Source organism: Streptomyces sp. NPDC049887 (genome assembly GCF_040656535.1).
Lineage (GTDB): Bacteria > Actinomycetota > Actinomycetes > Streptomycetales > Streptomycetaceae > Streptomyces.
In genome coordinates, this window is the sequence record NZ_JBFAMM010000008.1 from 183,990 (window position 1) to 205,682 (window position 21,693).

Sequence of the window (21,693 nt, forward strand, 5' to 3'; positions counted from 1 at the left end):
GGGGCGGCCCGGCACCTGCCGTGACGGGGAGGAGCCGCGTCAGCTCTTCAGCGGCACGATCGCGGTGGGGGCGTGGCCCGGCTCCGTCGCGATCTCCTCGAACTCGGTGACGTCGCTGATGTCCGCGGTCCGGCTCATCGCGATGTTGGTGATCCGTTCCAGGATCGCCTCGACGACGACCGGCACCCGGTGCTCGGCGGCGAGCTTCCGGGCCTGCTCGAAGGCCGCACCGAGTTCGCTCGGGTCGGTGACGCGGATCGCCTTGCAGCCGAGCCCCTCGGCGACCTTGACGTGGTCGACCCCGTAGACGCCCAGCTCCGGGGAGTTGATGTTCTCGAACTCCAGGTTGACCTGGAAGTCGAGGTCCAGGCCGAGCTGCGCCTGCCGGATCAGGCCCAGGTAGGAGTTGTTCACGAGGACGTGGACGTACGGGATCCTGTGCTGCGCGCCGACCGCCAACTCCTCGATGAGGAACTGGAAGTCGTAGTCGCCGGAGAGGGCGACGACCGGGGTGCCGGGGTCGGCCGTGGCCGCGCCCAGGGCTGCCGGGATGGTCCAGCCCAGCGGGCCCGCCTGACCGCAGTTGATCCAGTGGCGCGGCCGGTAGACGTGCAGCATCTGGGCGCCGGCGATCTGGGAGAGGCCGATGGTGGTGACGTAGCGCGTCTCCGGTCCGAAGGCCTTGTTCATCTCCTCGTAGACGCGTTGCGGCTTCATGGGGATGTCGTCGAAGTGGGTACGCCGCTGGAGGGTGGTCCTGCGCTCCTGTGTGGAGGCGGCCCACGCGGAGCGGTCGGGCAGCCTTCCGGCCGCCTTCAGCTCCTTGGCGACCTCCACGAAGAGCCGCAGCGCGGCCCCGGCGTCGGAGGTGATTCCGTAGTCGGGGGCGAAGATCTTGCCGATCTGGGTGGGCTCGATGTCGACGTGGACGAACTTCCGGCCGCGGGTGTAGACGTCGAGCTTGTAGCCGGTGTGACGGTTGGCCCAGCGGTTGCCGATGCCGAGGACGAAGTCGGACTCCAGGAAGTTCGCGTTGCCGTAGCGGTGGGAGGTCTGCAGGCCGACCATGCCGGCGTTGAGCTCGTGGTCGTCCGGGATCGTGCCCCAGCCCATCAGGGTCGGGACGACCGGGGTGCCGGTGACCTCGGCGAACTCGACCAGCAGAGCGGATGCGTCGGCGTTGATGACGCCGCCGCCGGCGACGATCAGTGGACGCTCCGCCTCCAGGAGGAAGGAGAGCGCCTTCTCGATCTGGGCGCGGGTCGCGGCGGGCTTCCAGACCGGAAGCGGCTCGTACGTCTCGGGGTCGAACTCGATCTCGGTGAGCTGGACGTCGATCGGCAGGTCGATGAGGACCGGGCCGGGGCGGCCGGAACGCATCAGGTGGAAGGCCTGCTGGAAGACACCGGGGACCTGCGCGGCCTCCAGGACGGTGGTGGCGGCCTTGGTGACCGGCTTGGCGATCGACGCGATGTCGACGGCCTGGAAGTCCTCCTTGTGGATCACGTTCGTCGGCGCCTGACCGGTGATGCACAGGATCGGAATCGAGTCACCGATGGCGGAGTAGAGACCGGTGATCATGTCGGTGCCGGCGGGACCCGACGTGCCGATGCAGACACCGATGTTGCCCGGCTCGGCGCGGGTGTAGCCCTCGGCCATGTGCGAGGCGCCCTCGACATGGCGGGCGAGGGTGTGGTCGATACCGCCACCCTCCTTGAGTGCCTTGTAGAAGGGGTTGATCGCCGCGCCCGGCACACCGAATGCGTGGCTGACGCCTTCACGCTTGAGGATCTCAACAGCCGCTCGGGCGGCGGTCATACGGGGCATGGAGTGCTCCTGCTTCGGCCTGGCGGATCGGGCTCTGTCGCGCCACCTGAGAGCGTCGATTCCGTGCTGGTTCCCTGATCGTCTTCCGCAGCCTCGCGGCTTCTTCCGCAATACGGAAGACATCTTCTACTATTCGGAAGTAATGTAGGTGGCGTGCCGGACAGCGTCAAGGGAGGGGCGGGCCGCCGATGGCCGAACTCCCTCCCCATGGGGTCGCGGTTGGTGGACGATGGAGCACGAGGCGTGCCCGGAAGCGCCGAAGGGGGACGGACATGGGAGATCACGTACCGGTGCGCTGCCCGGTGTGCCGCCGCTCGCACACGTTCGCGTCGCCGGTCTATCCCTGTGCCTGCGGGGCGCCACTGGCACCGCCCCTGCTGCACGGGGCACCGGCCGAACCGATCCGCCACCGCACCTGGACCGACGACTGGGTCACCGTGCGCTGCCTGGCGTGCGGGCGACAGGACCAGTGGCCGCAGCCGGAGCTCGGCTGCCCCTGCGGCACGGTGCTGCGGATCCCCGTACGACCGGTGACCGCCACTCCGGAGTCGTCGGAGGGCGCGGCCGCGGCGCACCGGACCACGACCGCCGCGTCGGGCGCCGGCGGCACCTTCGCGGCCTCCGGGACCGGCGGGCCGGGTGGGGTGGGCGACCCGGACGGACCCGGCGCCTCCGGCTCGGGCATCTTCGCCTCCCGGGAGGCCCGGCCCACGGACACGGCCGGTCCGGTCGTCCCGCCCGCCAAGACCCCGCTGCCGTCCGGCTCCGCGGAAGGGACGGCGGAGGACCGCCCCCTCTCCGAGCCGCCGCACACCGCTCCGGCGCCCCGCCCCGCCTTCCGTCCGGTCACGATCCGCACGGCACGCGACGCGGTCACGGCCGCCGCCCTCTATCTGCGCTGGCTGGGGTTCCAACAGGTCGTCCAGCCCGAGGAGCGGACCACGTCCGGCATCGACCTGCGCGCGCGGGGACTGGTCGCCCAGGTGGACCCGACCACCCGGCCCGTCACCCTGCGCGCGGTGGAATGCCTCTGGCTGAACGGGCTGAGCTCCTCGGCCAGGAGCCTCGTCTTCTCGCTCGCCGGCTACTCCGCGGACGCCCGTGCACGCGCGGACGACCTCGGAATCCCCCTGTTCGTCATGGATCTCACGGGCGCGCCCGAGCCGGTGAACGGCCCGGCGAGGGACCTGATCTCCACGGGCGCCTGACCGGGCCGCCCGGAGCCGACGGCCGGGGATTCGGGGCTCAGCGTCCGTACCTCGTACGCAGTTCCACCTTCCGCACCTTCCCGCTGACGGTCATCGGGAAGGTGTCGAGGATCTCCAGCCGCCGGGGGATCTTGTAGTGGGCGAGCCGTTCGTGGCAGAACGCGGTGACGTCCTCCAGCGTCGGCGGATCGGCCGGGTCCCGGGGAATGACGCAGGCCAGGATCTCCTCGCCGTACCTCTCGTCCGGGACGCCGACCACCTGGACGTCCGCGACCTTGGGGTGGCCGTACAGGAACTCCTCGATCTCGCGCGGATAGACGTTCTCCCCACCACGGATGATCATGTCCTTGATCCGTCCGACGATCCGGACGTATCCGTCCTCGCGGATCACGGCGAGGTCTCCCGTGTGCATCCAGCGTCCGGCGTCGACCGCCTCGGCGGTCTTCTCCGGCTCGTTCCAGTAGCCGAGCATCACGCTGTACCCGCGGGTGCACAGCTCCCCCGCCTCGCCCCGGGGAACGGTGACCCCGCTGACCGGGTCGACCACCTTGACCTCGAGGTGCGGGAGCACCCGGCCGACGGTGCCGGTGCGCCGCTCCAGGTCGTCCTCGCGCCGGGTCTGGGTGGACACCGGGGAGGTCTCCGTCATCCCGTAGCAGATCGACACCTCCGCCATGTTCATCTCCGAGACGACCCGTTTCATCACCTCCACCGGGCAGGGGGAGCCGGCCATGATGCCGGTGCGCAGCGAACTCAGGTCGTACGTCGCGAAGTCCGGGAGGTTCAGTTCGGCGATGAACATCGTGGGGACGCCGTAGAGCGAGGTGCAGCGCTCCTGCTGCACCGCGCGAAGCGTTGCGGCCGGGTCGAAGGAGGGCGCCGGGATGACGATGCAGGCACCGTGCGTGGTGGCCCCGAGGTTGCCCATGACCATGCCGAAGCAGTGGTACAGCGGCACGGGAAGGCACACCCGGTCCTGCTCGGTGTAGGCGATCATCTCGCCCACGAAGTAGCCGTTGTTGAGGATGTTGTGGTGGGAGAGGGTCGCCCCCTTCGGGAATCCGGTGGTGCCCGAGGTGTACTGGATGTTGACCGGGTCGTCGCAGGACAACTCCGCTGCGCGGACGTCCAGTTCGTCCGGCCCGACGGCGGACGCCGACGACACCAGTGCGGTCCAGCTGTCGTCGCCGACGTAGTGCACCGACCGCAGCGCCGGGCAGTTGCCGCGGACCTCCTCGACGATCGCGCGGTAGTCGCTCGACTTGTGGGAGAGCGAGGCGACCAGCAGGGAGATCCCCGACTGGTTCAGCACGTACTCCACCTCGTGGGCGCGGTACGCGGGGTTGATGTTCACCATGATCGCGCCGATGCGTGCCGTGGCGTACTGGACGAGCACCCATTCCGGGCAGTTCACCGCCCAGATGCCGACCCGGTCGCCCTTGGCGACCCCGCGTGCGAGCAGGGCCCGGGCCAGCTCGTCGACGTCCGCGCCGAACTCCGCGTATGTCCAGCGGCGTCCGGACGGGACATCGACCAGCGCCTCCCGCTCCGGGTGCGCCTCGATCACCCGGGCCAGGCTGCGGCCGATCGTGTCGCCCAGCAGCGGGAGGGCACCCGTGCCGTGCGTGTAGGACAGGGTCATCGGAAGTCCCCCTCGTCGTACTCGGCCGTGGAGCCCTGGGCGGTGCGCTCACGGAGCTCGATTCTGCGGATCTTCCCGGAGACGGTCTTCGGCAGCTCGGCGAACTCCAGCCGCCTGACGCGCTTGTACGGCGCGAGCACGGCCCGGCAGTGCTCGAAGATCTGCCGTGCGGTGCCGGCGTCCGGCTCCCAGCCCTCGGCCAGCACCACGTACGCCTTGGGGACGGCGAGCCGCAGCGGGTCGGGCGCGGGCACGACCGCGGCCTCGGCCACCGCGTCGTGCTCCAGGAGGGCGCTCTCCAGCTCGAACGGCGAGATCTTGTAGTCGGACGCCTTGAACACGTCGTCGGTGCGGCCGACGTAGGTGATGTAGCCGTCTGCGTCGCGCGCACCGATGTCACCGGTGCGGTAGTACCCGCCTGCCATCACCTCGGCCGTGCGGTCGGGGTCCCCCCGGTAGCCGGTCATCAGCCCCACCGGGTCGGCCGAGAGGTCCAGCGCGATCTCCCCCTCCTCCGCGCCGGGCTTTCCGCTGACGGGGTCGAGGAGTTCGACCCGGTACCCGGGGCTGGGGCGGCCCATCGAGCCGGCCTTCAGCATCTGTCCGGGGCTGTTGGAGACCTGGACGGCCGTCTCGGTCTGCCCGAAGCCGTCGCGGATGGTCACGCCCCAGGCCCGCCGCACGGCCTCGATGACCTCGGGATTGAGCGGTTCACCTGCGGCGACGACCTCGCGCGGCGGGGTGCGCAGCTGGGTCAGGTCCGCCTGGATCAGCATCCGCCACACCGTCGGGGGCGCGCAGAAGCTGGTCACACCCGAGCGGTCCATCTCCGCCATCAGCCGGCCGGCGTCGAAGCGGGCGTAGTTGTGGATGAACACGGTCGCCTCCGCGTTCCACGGGGCGAAGAGATTGGACCAGGCGTGCTTGGCCCAACCGGGCGAGGAGATGTTCAGATGGACGTCCCCGGGCTTCAGCCCGATCCAGTACATGGTGGCCAGATGGCCGACCGGATAGGACACGTGCGTGTGCTCGACGAGCTTGGGCCGGGCCGTCGTACCGGAGGTGAAGTAGAGCATCAGGGGCTCGTCCGCCCGGGTGGGACCGTCGGGCGCGAAGCTCGCCGGCGCCGCGCAGGCGTCCTCGTACGGCAGCCAGCCCGCGGCGCCGCCGCCGACGGCGATCCTGGTGTAGGTGCCCGGCACCTCGTCGAACTTCGCCGTGTCGTCGGTGCGCGCGATGACGTGCCGCACCCGGCCGCGCTCGATGCGGTCCCGCAGGTCGGCGGGGCCGAGGAGCGGGGTGGCGGGGATGACGACCGCCCTGAGCTTCATCGCCGCGAGGGCGGTCTCCCACAGCTCGGCCTGGTTGCCGAGCATCACCAGGACGCGGTCGCCGGCGCCGACGCCCTGCTGCCTCAGCCAGTTCGCGGCCCGGTCCGAACGGGTCCGCACCGCGTCGAAGGAGAGCACGGTCGCGGTCCCGTCCTCCTCGGCGATGTGCAGTGCCGGGCGGACGTTGCCGTCGGCGATCACGTCGAACCAGTCCAGGGCCCAGTTGAACCGCTCGAAACGGGGCCAGGCGAAGCCCTCGTACGCCGCCGCGTAGTCCTCCCGGTGCCGGAGCAGGAAGTCCCGCGCCGCCCGGAACCTCGCCGTCTCGTCGCCTGACGTCATGTGTCCTCCTTGTTGCGGGACCGCCCACAGGCATCGTGTAATCAGTGACGCAGGTCTCACTACCCCCGTACGGGGGTGCTCCTCCCCCCTCGTGGGGGTGGTGTGCCATCGGGAGGACCGGAACCCATGACATCGGCGAGCTCGGCCGCACCGCGGCCGGACGCGGTGGAGATACAGGCCGCCCTGCTGCGCCTCCGCCGTTCAACCGGCCTGCAGATGGCGTTCGGCGGGCTGCTGCAGGAGCCGTTCAGGATGCGGATAGCGGAGCTGAACGGCGCGGTGACCGGAGCGCTGCGCGGGTTGGCCGTCCGGTCCGGCAGCGGTCTCGGCGGCAAGGCCATCGCCCTCTCCCGCCCGTGTGCGGTGACCGACTACCGCGAGGCCCGGCACATCAGCCACGAGTACGACGTACCGGTGGCGGCCGAGGGCCTGCGCTCGGTGCTCGCGGTGCCAGTCGTCGTACGCCGCAAGGTGCGCGGCGTGCTGTACGGGGCTGTGCGGCAACCGCTCGCCCTGGGCGACCGCACGCTGGACGCGGCGGTCGCGGCCGCGCGGGATGTGGAGCAGAACCTGGTGGTGCGCGACGAGGTCGAGCGGCTGGTGGCCCTGCAGCGTGCGCCGGAGCCCGACGGGCGCGCTCCACTGCGCGAGGAGGTGCGCGAGATCCACTCGGAGCTGCGCACGCTCGCTCCGAGGGTCATGGACCCCGGACTCCGTGCGCAGTTGCTCTCCCTGTGCGACCGGCTCACGGCGGCGGGCCCGGGCGCGCCCGTCCACGACACGGGCGTCGCCCTGGCGCCGCGCGAACTGGATGTGCTCGCCTGCGTGGCGACGGGTTCCACCAACGCGGCCGCCGCCGACCGTCTGGGACTGCGCCCGGAGACGGTCAAGGCCTATCTCCGGTCCGCGATGCGCAAGCTGGGCACGCACAACCGCCTGGAGGCGGTGGTGGCGGCGAGGCGCGCAGGGCTGCTGCCGTGACGTCGGCCCAGGGAACGCCGAGGTGGGGGACACCGCTTGCGCCGCACGCGCAGGGCACCCGGCGCACGCACCGCGGTGGTGTTCGCCGCCGAACGGCGCCCGACCGGCGCCCTCGGCGCGAAGACTCCGGGGCAGGCCGGCGCGGCACGCGTCCGCTTCCTGCCGTACGGCCCGCCGAACGCCCCCCGCACTCCCGGCGGTGACACGGCGGTGACCGGGGTGTCCCCCGCCGCCCGCCCGGGTGACGTCGCACCCGGCGGCATCGGGCCCCGCGCGCCTCAGTCCGTGAACTCGCCGAAGCGCACGTCGTGGTCGGCCCCCGGAGCGACGATCACCAGCAGGCGTCCCGCCTCCGCGGCCACGGCCGTGCGCTGCGCCGAGGTGAGGCGGACGAAGCTCCGCACGGTGAGCGTCCCGGCACCGCCGGCCTCGGCATCACGTTCCCGCTTCCGTTCGCCGCTCCATCCCCGCCCCCCGGTCCGCCAGATCCCGGCCACGCGACCGTCGACCAGGAGGACGCTGCGGGCCTGGTTGCCCTTCCACGTACGGTCCTTGAAGCCCGGCGGGACGAAGCGGGAACGGTCCGCGTGCGAGAGCAGGAGGTTGTCGAACTCGGGGAGCAGCCGTGGCGGTGCGGGGGTGTCCGGGTCGGGCCGGGGACCTTCCGGGAGGTCGAAGAGTTCGACACCCTTGTCGTCCCGGAAGGCGGCGAGTTCGGGGCGCAGCCGCTCGAACGCCCCCCGCAGCCGGGTCAGCCCGGACCAGGTCTGCATGTCCTTGACGGAGGCGGGTCCGAAGGCGGCGAGATAGCGCCGTACGACCGCCTCGGGCTCGGGAGCCGGGGCGAGCGGCCGGCCGAACCACCGCTCCGCGGTGGTGAGTGTGACCTGTCCGCTCTGGCCCCACAGCCCGCGCGGGGTCGTCTGCACCAGCGGCAGCATGCAGCGCACGGCGGTGGTGAGCGCGAGCGGATCGGCGCCCGGCCACTGCCCGAGCAGCGCGTCGCGGAGTTCCCCGAGCGGCCTGGGCCGTTCCTCCAGCAGTTCCCTGCCCACGGCGGCGAGCCGGTCCGGGTCGACCCCGCCGAGGCGCTTCGCGAACATCCGCAGTTCCCGCTCGGGACCGCCGGGCTGCACGAAGGGCCGCAGGCCGAGGCAGTCGCGCGCACTGTGGGTGTGGAGGGTGGAACGCATCGTGACCATGCGGGCGACGGTGCGGGACTCCATGAGCCCCGACAGCTCCTGCGGGCGGAAGCCGTGCAGCCGGGCGGCGAGGGCGTGGTACGGGGGTGTGACGTTCTGCGCCTGGAGGCCGATCAGATGCTCTACGGCCGCCTCGGCGGTCATTCGGTCCCCGGGGTCGCGGCGCAGCAGCAACTGGCGGTCCAGGGTGGCGCGGCCGAGGGCGCGGAGGTCGAGCACGGGCGGTGTCTTCGGGGCCATACCGGGACGCTACTCACCCTTGCGGTCACCGGGCGTCCGCGTCGAAGGTCCCGGGTGCGGGAGGGTGCCGACGAGTCCGGTTTCCGGGCCGGGCCGAGCGGGGCACGCCGCAGCGGCCCCGGGCGCGGACGCAGTGGCGGTCCGCCATGCCGCCGCCGGTGAGCCCGGATATCCTGCCCGTGCCGGTCAGGAACGCATGTACACGGCGTGAACGCGGGTAGAGGGGCGGGTACGCAGAAGCGCGGCGTGCGCCTCGCTCGCCTCGCTCGCACGGGAGGTGACCCAGGATGCCCCGACGAGCCCGTTCCGCCCCGGCCCCGAAGCGGCAGTCGTGGCGCCGCCGGGTCTCCCCCACCGCTTCCCCGCCGCGGCCCCCGGAGCCCGCGGCGCCGGCGCCGGCCGAACGGGCACCCGAGGAGCAGGACCGGCGCAGCATCGTCCAGGCAGTGCTCTACCGGGACGGGCGCCGGGTGTCGTCGCCGTCGTCGCTCGCCGAGACCTTCCGCCTGCTGAGGGACGACCCGGCAGGGATGGCCTGGATCGGCCTCCACCGGCCGACCGATGCGGAACTACGGGCCCTGGCGGAGGAGTTCGACCTGCACGAGCTGGCCGTCGAGGACGCCATGGAGGCCCACCAGCGGCCCAAGCTGGAGCGGTACGGGGAGACCCTCTTCGTCGTCCTGCGCGCCGCCCGCTACCTCGACGCACTGGAAGAGGTCGACTTCGGCGAGCTGCACGTCTTCGTCGGCCGCGACTTCGTGATCACGGTCCGGCACGGGGCGGCGCCGGACCTCTCGGCGGTCCGCCGCCGCATGGAGGCCGATCCCGAACTGCTCGCCCTCGGCCCCGAGGCGGTGCTGTACGCCATACTCGACGCGGTCGTGGACGGGTACGCGCCCGTCGTCGCCGGTGTGCAGAACGACATCGACGAGATCGAGACGGAGGTCTTCGGCGGCGACCCCGCGGTGTCCCGCCGCATCTACGAACTGTCCCGTGAGATGGTCGAGTTCCAGCGTGCGACCCGGCCGCTGGTCGGCATGCTGCACGGCCTGATGGCGGGTTTCGCGAAGTACGGCACGGACGAGGAGCTCCAGCGCTACCTCCGCGACGTCGCCGACCACGTCACCCACATCAGCGAGCGCGTCGACGGCTTCCGCCAGGCCCTGGCGGACATCCTGACGGTCAACGCGACACTGGTGACGCAGCAGCAGAACGCGGAGATGCGGGCGCTGGCGGAGGCGGGCTTCGAGCAGAACGAGGAGATCAAGAAGATCTCCGCGTGGGCAGCCATCCTGTTCGCACCTACGTTGGTGGGCACCATCTACGGCATGAACTTCCAGAACATGCCCGAGCTGAACTGGGGGTTCGGCTACCCCTTCGCGATCCTGCTGATGGCAGCGGTGTGCCTGACCCTCTACTTCGTCTTCAAGCGGCGGGACTGGCTGTAGGAGCCGGGCCGGACATGCGGATCGGATTCGCGTTCCGATTTTCATGAGAAGGCCGTTCCGGCCCTCTGGGGGTGATCCGGGGAGAATGCGCCGGGGACGGACGGGGAATGGGGGCGGCGGGAGTCGTCACGGTGTCCGCGGGTTCGGCGGGTTCGGCGCTCCCAGCCGGGGCGCGCCGCGCTTGTGGGGGCGCAATCCGTACCTCCTGCTGTGCGTGGGTCATCACGATTCGGCGGAGGTCTCGCCCCAATGCGTGACCGACTGCTTAGCATGTGGATTCCTTGAAGGTGCGCCGCCGCCGCACGCCGATCGCGGACCGGTGGAGCACCCGCGTCTGCGACCCACGCAGCACAAGACATGGCGACCCGCCGTGGTGTCCCAGCACGTCCCGTCCGTCTGGAGGGCCCATGCACACCAGTTCCGTCCGTGGCTCGGTCCGCCCCCGCGTCTCCACCGTCGGTCCGCTGCCCCGAGCCGCCGCCGAGCCCCTGCCGCTCCAGCTGTTGGACCACGCCTGCCGGCGCCTTCTCGGGCGGGGCACCTCCTTCACCGACTCCGTGGTGCACCAGATCCGCACCGAGGTGCCGTACTACGCCGACCCCGTGCTCTCGCCGCCCGACCTCATGCAGTCCGCGGACACCGGCATCCGCTTCGCGCTGGAGGCCGCCCTCGACCCGGGACGCATCGTGGACATCGAGCGCTACACCCGTGAGCTCGGCACACGCCGTGCCGAGGAGGGCCGGCCCCTCGACGAGGTGATGCACGCCTTCCGGGTGGCCGGCTCGGAGGTCTGGAGCGGGATCGTCGGCGTCGTGGAGCGGGACCGGCTCGGCGACCAGCGCCATCTCGTGCACGTGGCGGAGCTGGTGTGGAAGATGAACGACCGGGACGCCGTCCTGGTCGCCGACGCCTACCGGCAGGTCGCCAAGGGCGTGGCCAGCCGGCACGACGAGCGGGTGCGTCTGATCCTCGCCGCCGTCCTGGAGAGCCGTAGCGACCCGGCGTTCATCCAGGACGCGGCGTCGATCCTCGATCTGCCGCCCGACGGACGCTTCGCGGTGGCGGAGCTGCGGGCCACGCCGCCCTTCGGCCGAACCCCCGACGCCGTTCCGGAGATCCGTGGCATGCGCGTCCTGCGCCACGTCGGCGCACAGCGCGACGTGCTCGTCGCCCACCTCGGCGACCGCCCACTCGACGCGCTCACCTCCGCCCTCGACGCCGGGCCCGGCATGCGCATCGGCATCAGCCCCGTCGTCCACGGCCTGAAGAACCTGCCCCGGGCGCGGGACATGGCCGGACTCGCCCTGCGCACCTGCCGCGGGGACGGGGAGGTCGCCCAGCTCGACGCCCGTCTACCCGACGGTCTGCTGGTCTCACGGCCCGACCTGTCCGCCGAGCTGGCCCTGCGGGTACTCCGGCCGCTGTACGAACTGGAGCCCGCCGACCGCGAAACGCTGATCGACACGCTCGGGGTGTGGATCGAGAAGGGTGGCTCCGCGGTCCAGGCGGCACGGCACATGCTGTGCCACCGCAACACGGTGCTGAACCGGCTGCGCCGCTTCGAGCAGATCACGGGTCTCGAACTGTCCCGCCCCCGCGACCTCGTACGGCTCACGCTCGCCTTCGACACGCTCCAACTGCTCGGGCCGGCTGCCGTCCTCGGCTGCGGGGACGCCTGGGACCGCGCCCCGGAGAGCTGAAGCCGCACGGCGGTCACGCCCGTCCGGCACGAGCAGTCCGCACGGGAGTGCGGCCGCCCGGCACGAGCAAGGCTCCACGACAGTGAGCAACTCCCCGCACAGGCAAGGCTCCACGACACCGGGCAACTCCCGGCACCGGAAAGGGCCGCACGGTGGTACGCCCCTCCCGGCACGCCTGTCACCACGGCCGGATTCCTTACCGCGAATGGCCGAATGGGCATCAGCACAGTCGCACCCCTGCCGCGTTGGGAGCGGACAACGGGGTGCCCGAAGCACATGGACTGACCGGTCGGTACGTGCTCTGGTGAGCCCTCGTCAAGGGGCGATGCCCGGCCAGGCATCGCCCGAGCGAAGCGATGCGCGCGCATCCCTGCCCGCCAGGAGAGCTCCATGGCCCATCAGCACGCCCATCCCCACAACCCCCGGTTCCGTCAAAGACCCCGGCCCCACCGGCCGAGCAGATCCTTCGCGCTCGTCAACGGACTGACCTTCGTGGTCCATCTCCTGCTTGCCTGCGCCGCAGAGGACCTGCTGGTCACCCGTGTCGCCGGAGAGATCAGCCTCGGCGTCGTCGCCCTTCTCGCGCAGGGCTCGCTCCTGTTGTGGACGGCGGCGCGTTACGACCGCGCCGCCCACGAGGAGGCCGCGTACGAGTCGGCGGAGGGGCACTGATGCTTCCTCGGATCCTGCTCGCGGCAGGGGGTCCCGGCACCCTCGACCTGGACACGGACATCCGCGCCTGGGTTCTCGTCGGCTTCCTCACCTTCATCGTCCCGATCCTGCTCATCTGCGTGCTCAACGGACCCGAGCGGGACCGGGTCGACGACTTCTACACGGCGGGCCGCAGGCTGGGGCCCTTCCAGGGCGCCCTCGTCCTCACCGGCGTCTACCTCTCCGCCGCGACCGTGCTCGGCACGACGGGAACCGTCGCGGTCTTCGGCTTCGACGGTCTGTTCATCGCCCTGTGCACCGTGCTGTCGCTCGGCGTCCTGCTCCTGCTGTCCGGCCCGCTCCGGGAACGCGGCAGCTACACCCTCGGCGACACGTTCGCTCTGCGGGCCCCGGGGCCCTCGGCCAGGGTCGCGGTCGCAGTCGTCACGCTGAGCGCGTGCGTCCCGTATCTGATCGTGCAGCTCTCCGGCGCGGGCAGAACCACCGCCATGCTGCTCGGACTGTCCGGTCCCGGCGCCGAGCAGACCGCCATCGTCATGATCGGCGCCCTCGTCGTCTGCGCCACGGCCTTCGGCGGTATGCGCGGCATGATCGCGATCCAGGTGATCAAGACGGTGATCCTGCTCGCCATGGCCGTGGCCGTGGCGGCGGTGCTGCTCCACCGCTTCCAGTGGAGCCCCGACTCCCTCATCGAGGCCGCCGGGCGGGGCAGCGGCCGTCCCGAGGGCTATATGCGTCCGGGCCTGCGGTTCACTGCCGGCGGCCCGGTCGCGGGGACCCTCGACTTCATCGGTCTGATGATCACCATCGTGCTGGGCGTCGCATGCATGCCCCATGTCGCCACCCAGCTCAACACCGCGCCCGACAGCGCCGCGGCACGCCGTACGGTCCGCCACACCATCGCCATCGTCGGTGCCGTCTGCCTGCTCACCACCGTGCTGGGTTTCGGGGCCGCGGCGCTGATCGGCGCCCGTAGGATCCTCGCCGCCGACCCCGGGGCCACCAGCAGCCTGCTGATGCTCACCGGCGATCTGGCGGGCGGTTCGTCGGCGCAGACGGGCGGGGCATGGCTCGTCGTACTGGTCTCCTGCGCGGTGTTCCTCACCACGCTGGCGGTCGTCGCGAGCGTGACTCTGGCGGCCGCGGGCTCGGTCGCCCACGACCTCCTCACCAACGTCGTCCGCCGCGGGCGCACGACCGAGGGGCGGGAAGTGGCCGCGGCCCGTGTCGCGTCCGCCTCGGTCGGAGTGCTGAGTATCTGCCTCGCGGTGTGGGTGCAGGGCTGGAACACGGGCTTCCTGTCCACGATCTCCCTGGCGGTGGCGAGCTCCTGCCTGCTCCCGGCGCTGGTGTACTCGCTGTTCTGGCGCGGCTTCACGCACCGGGGGCTGCTGTGGACGCTGTACGGGGGACTCGGCTGCGCGCTCGGACTCCAGGTCGTGAGCCCCGTCTTCTCCGGCAGCCCGACGGCACTGTTCCCCGAGTGGGACATCGCCTGGTTCCCGCTGCAGACGGTCGCCCTGGTGTCGCTGCCCGTCGCGTTCCTGCTCGGCTGGCTGGGGAGCGTCACGGGACAGCGGCGTGCGGCCGCGCTGCCGGAGCAGCCCGTCAGTGCGTGACGCACGAACGCGGCGGCCGGTGGAGCGCCCTCACACGCTCCACCGGCCGCCGCCCCGTGCCGCGTTCAGCCTGCGGCGACGTCGTCGGCACTTCGGCGCGGGCGCCGCATCCCACGCGGCCACCGGTCGGTGTCGTTCGCAGGCAAGGCGTAGTGGTCCCGTACCCCACCGTGGGGAAGGAACGGGAACCGCCCGTCCTCCCGTCCTTTCGTCACCGCGCCGGTTCACGCCCCCGGCGCCGATCAGGCGACCGTGTCGGGGGCCGGACCCACCAGTTCCTCCAGGACGTCCTCCATGGTGACGAAGCCGATGACGGTGCCCTTGCTGCCGGTGACTGCGGCGAGATGGGTGCCCCCGCCCCGCATGGCGGTCATGGTGTCGTCGAGGGGGGTGTCGATGGCGACCTTGATGATGGGGTGGAGGGCCGTGCGCGGGAACGGCTTCGTGCGGTCGGCGGCGCCGAGCGCGTCCTTGATGTGCAGGTAGCCCAGGATCGCACCGCCCTCCGCGACCACCGGAAGGCGGGAGAACCGGTTGGCGACGGAGGCCCGCTCCAGGCCCTGGGGGGTGATTCCGGCGCCGACGGTGAGCATCTTGTTGAGCGGCACCATGACCTCGCCGACCGGCCGGGTGCCCAGTTCCAGCGCATCCTGCAGTCGCTCGCCGTCCTCCGGTTCGAGGAGCCCGGCCTCGCTGGAGTCCTTGACGAGGCGGGCCAGTTCGTCGTCGGTGAAGACCGAGGCGACCTCGTCCTTCGGCTCGACCCTGAGCAGTCGCAGGAGTGCGTTGGCGAAGGCGTTGATGCCGAAGACCACCGGTCGCAGGGCCCGGGTCAGCGCCACCAGCGGGGGACCGAGGAGCAGCGCGGTCGGCGCCGGGGCGGCGAGGGCGATGTTCTTCGGGACCATCTCGCCGAAGAGCATGTGCAGATACGTCGCCAGTGTCAGAGCGATGACGAACGCGATCGGGTGGATCAGCGCATCCGGCACGCCGATGGCGTGGAACGGGGGCTCCAGCAGATGGGCGATGGCCGGTTCGGCGACGGCACCCAGCACCAGCGACGACACGGTGATGCCGAGCTGGGCGGTGGCCATCATCGCGGACAGGTGCTGGATGCCCCAGAGAGTGGTCCGGGCACGCCTGTTGCCCTTGACCGCGGCCGGTTCGATCTGGCTGCGGCGCACGGAGATCAGGGCGAACTCGGCTCCGACGAAGAAGGCGTTGGTGACGAGGGTGAACGCACCGATCAGCAGCTGGAGGGTGGTCATCGGGTCTCCTCCACGATGTCCGCCACGGCGGCGGGGGCGGTGATGCGGACACGGTCGGCGCGGTGGTGCTCGGTGTGGAGCACGGCGAGCCGCCAGCCGTCGACGTCGAGGCGGTCGGCGGTGGTCGGGATGCGCTCCAGCCGCATGGCGATCAGTCCCGCCAGGGTCTCGTACGGGCCGTCGGGCGCGGCGAAGCCGATCTCCCGGAGCTGGTCGATACGGACGCTGCCGTCGGCGTGCCACACCGGACGACCGTCGAGCGCGGGCTCGGCGGGCGCCAGGTCGGGCGTCTCGTGGGGGTCGTGCTCGTCGCGGACCTCGCCGACGACCTCCTCGACGATGTCCTCGACGGTGGCGACACCGGCGGTGCCCCCGTACTCGTCGATGACCACGGCCATGGTGCGGGCCCTGCGCAGCCGGTTGAGGAGCTTGTCCACGGGCAGCGAGTGCGGCACCAGCAGGGGCGCGGTGGCCAGGTCGGCTATCGGCGTGAGCGGCCGCTTGTCCTCGTCGAGGGCGAGGACGTCGCGGATGTGCACGGTGCCGATGACCTCGTCGAGGCTGTCCCGGTAAACCGGGAAGCGGGACAGACCGGTGGCGAGGGTGAGGTTGACCGCGTCGGCCGCCGTGGCGTGCACTTCGAGGGCGCGGACGTCGACGCGGGGCGTCATGACGTTCTCCGCCGTCAGCTCCCCCAGGTGCAGGGTGCGGACGAACAGTTCGGCCGAGTCGGCCTCGATGGCACCCTCCCGGGCCGAGTGCCGCGCGAGCGCGATCAGTTCCTCCGGGGTACGGGCCGACGCCAGCTCCTCGGCGGGCTCGAGCCCGATTCGGCGCACGATCCGGTTCGCGGTGTTGTTCAGGTGGTGGATCAGTGGGCCGAAGGCGGCGGTGAAGCCGCGCTGCGGCCCGGCCACGACCCTGGCCACGGCGAGCGGGCGCGAGATCGCCCAGTTCTTCGGCACGAGCTCGCCGACCACCATCAGGACGACGGTCGAGATCGCGACGCCGAGCAGCGTCGACACGGTCGGGACGGCGCCGGGGGGCAGCCCCACCGCCTCGAGCGGGCCGCGCAGCAGGGCCGAGACGGACGGTTCCGCGAGCATGCCGATCACCAGCGAGGTCACCGTGATGCCCAGCTGGGCACCGGACAGCTGGAGGGTGAGGCGCTTCACGGCCTTGAGGGCGCTCTCGGCGCCCCGGTCGCCGTCCCGGGCCGCACGCTCCAGCTCACCGCGTTCGACGGTGGTGAGGGAGAACTCGGCCGCGACGAAGACGGCGCAGGCGAGCGTGAGCGCCAGGGCGACGAACAGCAGGAGCACTTCGGTCACCGTGCCACCTCCCGGCCCTCGGAGAACGGCGGGCGGGACGGGGCACGGCTGGGACTGGGAGGTTCACCCATTGCGGGTCTGCTGCTCCTTCGTGGCTCGGTGGACCGGCATCGGCCCTGTTGGGGTCATGGTCGGGACAGTGTCCGCCGAACCATGGTAAAGGAGGGGTAAAGCAGCTGGCCATTCCCTTTGCACTGGCCATCCATGGGGCGTTTTCGGCCGTTTTGGTGCCGCTCCCCGTGTGCGAGGGCCGTGGCGGGCGCTCCCCTCCTATGCTTCTACATGCGTGTAGATAACGCCAGGGCGGTACGGGATGTTCCCGCGTTACGGGATGTTCCCGGGGACGAGGAGCGATGCCCACGGGCCCACCCCGTACGTCCGCGCGGCATCCGCCGCGTCGTCCCACAGGAACCCGCACACGAAGGAGTGGACGCCACGATGGTGTTCAAGCGACTGCTCGGCTCGATCGGTGTCGGAGGCCCGGCCGTCGACACGGTCCTCGCCCCCGGAGCCGTCCCGCCCGGCGGCAGCCTCACCGGCGAGGTCCGGCTCGAGGGCGGGGACACCGCCTTCGAGATCGAGCACATCACCCTCGAGTTCGTCGCCCGCGTCGAAGCCGAGTACGCGGAAGCCGGCGGAGGGGAGCAGCAGGCGGAGGTCGCCTTCGATCGGTTCACGCTGGGCGGGGGGTTCCGGCTCGACCCGGGCGTGCGGCACGTCGTCCCCTTCGCCGTGACGGTGCCCTGGGAGACGCCGTTGACCGAGCTGCACGGGCAGGCGCTCGGCGTCGTGCTCGGTGTGCGCACGGAGCTCGGCGTGGCCGGCGCCCGGGACAAGGGCGATCTGGACCTGCTGGCCGTGCGGCCGCTCCCGGTGCAGGAAGCGGTACTGGAGGCGTTCGGGCAGCTCGGTTTCGGCTTCCGGTCCGCCGACCTCGAGTACGGGCACATCGCGGGGACGGGGCAGCGACTGCCCTTCTACCAGGAGATCGAACTCACCCCTCCCCCGCACCACGCCCACGCGGTCGACGAGGTCGAGGTGACCTTCCTCGCCGGACCGGACCGTGTGGAGGTGGTCCTGGAGGCGGACAGGCGGGGAGCGTCGTCGGCGGTCGGCCGTGACGCGCTGACCCGTTTCGACGTCGCCCACGAAGAGGCCGGCGACACGGACTGGGACGCCAGGGTCGGCGCCTGGCTGCACTATCTGCTGGAGCACCGCTCCGGCCCCGCCGCACACGGGCCGCACGACGGCCACGCCGCCCACGGCCCCGTCACCGGCGGTGGGCACGAGGACCACCACCACGCCGGTCGTCACGGCCACCACCACGGCGGGCACCACGGGCCCGGCACGGGCGCCGCCGTGGCCGTCGGCGCGGCGGGCCTGGCCGTCGGCGCGGGCATCGTCGGCGCGGAGGTCGTGGACGAGATCGGCGACGCCTTCGAGGACGAGGGCCCGGACGGGAGCGACGCGGGGGGCGAGGAGGACTGACCGCCCGGCCGGCCGTCCCGTGCCCGCTCCACGGGACGGCCTTACAGCGGCGTCGCGGCCTTCAGCACCAGGAACAGCGCCACCGCCGAGTTCGCCGACGACAGCGCGGACACCGCCGTCCCCGCGGCGGCGGTCCAGAGCGCCACACCCGCGGCGGTGAAGGCGGGCGGCCAGGTCCCGGCGGGCGGCACGGGACCCAGCAGGGCGGCGACCCGCCGCGGCACGGGTCCCGTCGCGAAACCGGCCGGGACCGGGAACGGGGCGCCCCGGGACACCAGGGCCGCCTTGCCGACCGCCCTGGCCGTCACGCGCCGGTCACCGATCGCCCCGGCGGCCTCCTCGTCCGCCCAGCGCTCCGCGCAGTAGGCGACGGCGGTGCGCAGGGGCCGCAGGAACGGATTGGCACGGGAGGCCAGCCGGACCGCGAGGAGATGGCGGTGGTGACCCGCGGCCAGATGCGCGCGTTCGTGCGCGAACAGGGCACGGCGCTCACGCGAGTCGAGACGGGCCAGCATGCCGGTGGACACCACGATCCGGCCCCGCACCGGGCCCCGGCCGCCGGGCAGGGCGTAGGCGTACGGCGAGTCGTCGGGCAGCACCGCGACGGGGGACGGCGGCAGCCCCTCCAGGGCGCGTTCCGCCCGGCGCCGGACGCGGTGGTGCCGCCACACCGTGCGGACCGCGGCCGCAGCCACGGCGGCCAGCGCGGGGATGGCGGCCTTGCCGACGACCTCGTCGTACGGGACCGCCTCGCGCACCTCGGGGTCGGACCAGGTGTCCGGCAGCGGGTTGCCCGGCAGCTGCGCGGTACCCACCACCATGATGAGGGCGAGGCAGAGGGTGCTGCACAGCGCCATCAGCGCACCGACCCCGGCCAGGAGACGCGTGGCCGTGCGGGGGTGCAGATGCTGCTCGGCGAGGCGCGCGATCGGCCAGGCCGTCAGGGGCAGCACCAGCGGCAGGAAGACGAAGACGCCCACCCGGTCACTCCTCGGGATCGTCGTCCGTGTGGCCGAGCAGTTCGCGCAGCACCTGCTCGTCCTCGGGGGACAGGGAGGTGACGAAGCTGGTGAGCACCGCCTCCCGGTCCCGTTCGCCGTCGAGGACGCGGCGCATGCGCAACGCGGCGAGCCCCGCCTGGTCGGCGGTCGCCTCCCAGGCGAACGAACGGCCTTCCCGCTGCCTGGTGACGGCGTCCTTGGCCTGCAGCCGGGACAGGATGGTCATGACGGTGGTGTACGCGAGCCGACCGGGCAGGCGCTCCTGCACCCAGGCGGCCGTGACGGGTCCCGGCGCGGTCCTCAGCACCGACAGCACCTGCGCCTCGAGCTCGCCCTGTCCGCGTCTGCGTCCGCCGCCCGCGGGGAGCGAGCCGGCTGTACCCCGGTTGCCCAACTCCGTCTCCCTCCCGCCTCGTCGGCGTCCTCGCGGCCTCATGGTACTGATTCGCGGCGAGCCGGGCGCGCCACCGCACAGCAACTTCTACACTGCTGTAGATTTCGAGTGTTCGCAGTTCCGTCGCCCGCGTGCCGCCGCACCCGGGCACACACACGTGAGGAGAACCGATGGGCGTGAGCCTCGCCAAGGGCGGGAACGTGTCACTGAGCAAGGAGGCCCCGGGGCTGAGCGCGGTCCTGGTCGGACTCGGCTGGGACGTCCGCACGACCACCGGCACCGACTTCGACCTCGACGCCAGCGCGCTGCTCCTGGGCGACTCGGGCAAGGTCGCCTCGAACGGGCACTTCGTCTTCTACAACAACCTCACCAGCCCCGACGGGTCCGTCCAGCACACCGGCGACAATCTCACCGGCGAGGGCGAGGGCGACGACGAGCAGATCAAGGTGGACCTCGCCGCCGTGCCCGCCGACGTCTCCAGGATCGTCTTCCCGGTGTCCATCCACGACGCCGAGGCCCGCAGCCAGAGCTTCGGCCAGGTCCGCAACGCCTTCATCCGCGTCGTCAACCAGGCCGGCGGGGCCGAACTGGCCCGCTACGACCTCTCCGAGGACGCCTCCACCGAGACCGCCATGGTGTTCGGGGAGCTGTACCGCAACGGCGACGAGTGGAAGTTCCGCGCCGTGGGCCAGGGTTACGCCTCAGGGCTGAGCGGCATCGTCTCCGACTTCGGCGTGGCGGTCTGACGCGAAACGCCCCGCCGCCCCGGGGTGAACGGCATGATGCCGTTCACCCCGGGGCGGCGCCTTTCGCGGCGCCCCCGGGAGTCCCGTCAGGCGACGAGGGTGACGCCGCTGTCGTCCCGGGACGGGGCGGTCTCCTGCGACGGCCCGGGGAGCGGGCCGCCGGTGGCGGGCGGGGGCACCTTCCCCGCTGCCGCCGCCCCCTCCAGCAGCGCGTCGGCCCGTTCGAGAGCGTCCTCGACGGTGCTCGTGGCCGTCATCACGCACAACGTGTAGCTCACGTCGTCCAGAGCACGACGGTTCTCGTCGTTCCTCGGTGCGGCAATGCGCAGGTCCGCGTAACGCGCCAGGAGGCTCCGAAGCGCCTTGGGGTCCGGCATCAACACAGCGTCCACTCCTTCTTCTGATGTGCTCACCATGTGCCCCGAAATCACCACCGCATGCACGGCATTTCAGGCGTCCCTCACACGACGTCACAAGCTCGCCCGTATGTCCGTACGGTCGGCGACACCGCGTTCCCGGCGGCGTTAGAGTGCCGGGGCCCACCCCCCGAACGGACGTCCCACAGGAAGACCGAGCCCTTCGTGAACGACATCCACGAGTCCCCCGGCTCCGTCGGCGAGCGCCGTCTCCAGCAACTCCTCGGCACCGCCGAACAGGCAGACCGCTTCTACGACCGCCAGGTGCAGGCACACCTCACCGGGCGGATGGCGGGCTTCGTCGCCCGGCAGACGATGATGTTCCTGTCGACGGCGGACGCCGGCGGCGCCTGCGACATCACCTTCCGGGCCGGGCCGCCCGGCTTCGTCACCGTGCTCGACGACCGCACGCTGACCTACCCCGAGTACCGGGGCAACGGCGTCCTCGCCAGCGCCGGGAACATCACCGAGAACCCCCGTGTCGGCCTGCTCTTCGTCGACTTCACCCACGACCACGTCGGCCTGCACGTCAACGGGACGGCACAGCTCCGGGCGGACGAGGAGCAGCGGCGGGCGTGCCCCGGTCTGCCCGTGGACACCGCTCCGGGGCGCCGGCCCGAGTTCTGGGTGCACATCACGGTGGAGGAGGCGTACGTCCACTGCTCCAAGCACATCCCGCACCTGGAGCCGGCGCCCCGCCCCCGCCAGCGGGCCGACCGGCCGCGTGACGGCGACTACTTCGTCGCGCCCGAGCGGCTCGGGGCCCCGGCGTACGGGCCGGTTCCGCCCGCCCGGCCCCCCGGCGTCCCGCACCCCGGCGCCCCGGTGTGAGGCGCC

18 protein-coding genes are annotated in these 21,693 nt (G+C 72.0%); 9 read left to right on the top strand and 9 right to left on the bottom strand.

Translation table 11 applies throughout. The features are described 5' to 3' along the window. Positions 1-39 precede the first annotated feature (39 nt). Complete coding sequence (gene gcl, locus AB0J10_RS12975; RefSeq protein WP_363060818.1) at positions 40-1,827, bottom strand: glyoxylate carboligase; 1,788 nt, start codon at positions 1,825-1,827, stop codon at positions 40-42. A gap of 272 nt (positions 1,828-2,099) precedes the next feature. On the opposite strand from gcl, the gene AB0J10_RS12980 reads away from it, so the two are divergent. Next, a complete protein-coding gene (locus tag AB0J10_RS12980; protein WP_363060820.1) occupies positions 2,100-3,035 on the top strand; it encodes a hypothetical protein in 936 nt (311 codons plus the stop codon). 37 nt (positions 3,036-3,072) lie between these two features. On the opposite strand, the gene AB0J10_RS12985 is transcribed toward AB0J10_RS12980, so the two are convergent. Then, positions 3,073-4,677 (bottom strand): AMP-binding protein, encoded by a 1,605-nt coding sequence (locus AB0J10_RS12985; protein WP_363060822.1) that lies wholly within the window; start codon positions 4,675-4,677, stop codon positions 3,073-3,075. Next, a complete protein-coding gene (locus AB0J10_RS12990) occupies positions 4,674-6,350 on the bottom strand; it encodes an AMP-binding protein (protein WP_363060824.1) in 1,677 nt (558 codons plus the stop codon). The genes AB0J10_RS12985 and AB0J10_RS12990 overlap by 4 nt, the downstream gene beginning before the upstream one ends. Before the next feature lie 126 nt (positions 6,351-6,476). Here AB0J10_RS12990 and AB0J10_RS12995 point away from each other — a divergent pair, with 126 nt between their 5' ends. Beyond that, positions 6,477-7,331 (top strand): LuxR C-terminal-related transcriptional regulator, encoded by an 855-nt coding sequence (locus tag AB0J10_RS12995; protein ID WP_363060826.1) that lies wholly within the window; start codon positions 6,477-6,479, stop codon positions 7,329-7,331. Positions 7,332-7,609: 278 nt separating this feature from the next. Here the strand turns inward: AB0J10_RS12995 and AB0J10_RS13000 are convergent, their stop codons facing one another. After that, positions 7,610-8,773, bottom strand: a complete 1,164-nt coding sequence (locus AB0J10_RS13000; protein ID WP_363060828.1) for a winged helix DNA-binding domain-containing protein — start codon at positions 8,771-8,773, stop codon at positions 7,610-7,612. A gap of 287 nt (positions 8,774-9,060) precedes the next feature. On the opposite strand from AB0J10_RS13000, the gene AB0J10_RS13005 reads away from it, so the two are divergent. From AB0J10_RS13005 to AB0J10_RS13020, 4 genes are all read left to right on the top strand, one after another. After that, entirely contained in the window at positions 9,061-10,221 is a 1,161-nt protein-coding gene (locus tag AB0J10_RS13005; RefSeq protein WP_363060830.1) for a magnesium and cobalt transport protein CorA, read from the top strand. Positions 10,222-10,628: 407 nt separating this feature from the next. Continuing rightward, on the top strand, positions 10,629-11,921 hold the full coding sequence (locus tag AB0J10_RS13010; RefSeq protein ID WP_363060832.1) for a helix-turn-helix domain-containing protein: 1,293 nt from the start codon (positions 10,629-10,631) through the stop codon (positions 11,919-11,921). A 390-nt stretch (positions 11,922-12,311) separates the two neighbouring features. Continuing rightward, positions 12,312-12,593 carry a hypothetical protein gene (locus AB0J10_RS13015; protein ID WP_363060834.1) on the top strand — a complete coding sequence of 94 codons (282 nt, stop codon included), beginning with the start codon at positions 12,312-12,314 and terminating at the stop codon, positions 12,591-12,593. Continuing rightward, complete coding sequence (locus AB0J10_RS13020) at positions 12,593-14,212, top strand: cation acetate symporter (RefSeq protein ID WP_363060836.1); 1,620 nt, start codon at positions 12,593-12,595, stop codon at positions 14,210-14,212. The genes AB0J10_RS13015 and AB0J10_RS13020 overlap by 1 nt, the downstream gene beginning before the upstream one ends. Before the next feature lie 242 nt (positions 14,213-14,454). Here AB0J10_RS13020 and AB0J10_RS13025 read toward each other — a convergent pair whose 3' ends face one another. After that, a complete protein-coding gene (locus tag AB0J10_RS13025) occupies positions 14,455-15,480 on the bottom strand; it encodes a hemolysin family protein (protein ID WP_363060838.1) in 1,026 nt (341 codons plus the stop codon). Next, positions 15,477-16,811, bottom strand: a complete 1,335-nt coding sequence (locus AB0J10_RS13030; protein WP_363060840.1) for a hemolysin family protein — start codon at positions 16,809-16,811, stop codon at positions 15,477-15,479. The genes AB0J10_RS13025 and AB0J10_RS13030 overlap by 4 nt, the downstream gene beginning before the upstream one ends. 438 nt (positions 16,812-17,249) lie before the next feature. Between AB0J10_RS13030 and AB0J10_RS13035 the strand changes: the two genes are divergently transcribed. Then, entirely contained in the window at positions 17,250-18,299 is a 1,050-nt protein-coding gene (locus AB0J10_RS13035; RefSeq protein ID WP_363060842.1) for a sporulation protein, read from the top strand. A 41-nt stretch (positions 18,300-18,340) separates the two neighbouring features. Here AB0J10_RS13035 and AB0J10_RS13040 read toward each other — a convergent pair whose 3' ends face one another. Together AB0J10_RS13040 and AB0J10_RS13045 are read right to left on the bottom strand one after the other, a co-directional pair. Next, the gene (locus AB0J10_RS13040) at positions 18,341-19,279 is read right to left on the bottom strand and encodes a M56 family metallopeptidase (protein ID WP_363060844.1); all 939 of its coding nucleotides are present in this window, start codon (positions 19,277-19,279) and stop codon (positions 18,341-18,343) included. A gap of 4 nt (positions 19,280-19,283) precedes the next feature. After that, positions 19,284-19,694: a BlaI/MecI/CopY family transcriptional regulator gene (locus tag AB0J10_RS13045; RefSeq protein ID WP_363060846.1), complete on the bottom strand. Its 411-nt coding sequence runs from the start codon at positions 19,692-19,694 to the stop codon at positions 19,284-19,286. A 170-nt stretch (positions 19,695-19,864) separates the two neighbouring features. Here AB0J10_RS13045 and AB0J10_RS13050 point away from each other — a divergent pair, with 170 nt between their 5' ends. Then, positions 19,865-20,440, top strand: a complete 576-nt coding sequence (locus AB0J10_RS13050) for a TerD family protein (protein WP_363060848.1) — start codon at positions 19,865-19,867, stop codon at positions 20,438-20,440. Positions 20,441-20,526: 86 nt separating this feature from the next. Here AB0J10_RS13050 and AB0J10_RS13055 read toward each other — a convergent pair whose 3' ends face one another. After that, positions 20,527-20,817, bottom strand: coding sequence for a DUF5133 domain-containing protein (locus AB0J10_RS13055; protein WP_363060850.1), 291 nt, complete (start codon positions 20,815-20,817; stop codon positions 20,527-20,529). Positions 20,818-21,021: 204 nt separating this feature from the next. Here AB0J10_RS13055 and AB0J10_RS13060 point away from each other — a divergent pair, with 204 nt between their 5' ends. Then, the gene (locus AB0J10_RS13060; RefSeq protein WP_363060852.1) at positions 21,022-21,687 is read left to right on the top strand and encodes a pyridoxamine 5'-phosphate oxidase family protein; all 666 of its coding nucleotides are present in this window, start codon (positions 21,022-21,024) and stop codon (positions 21,685-21,687) included. Positions 21,688-21,693: the final 6 nt, after the last annotated feature.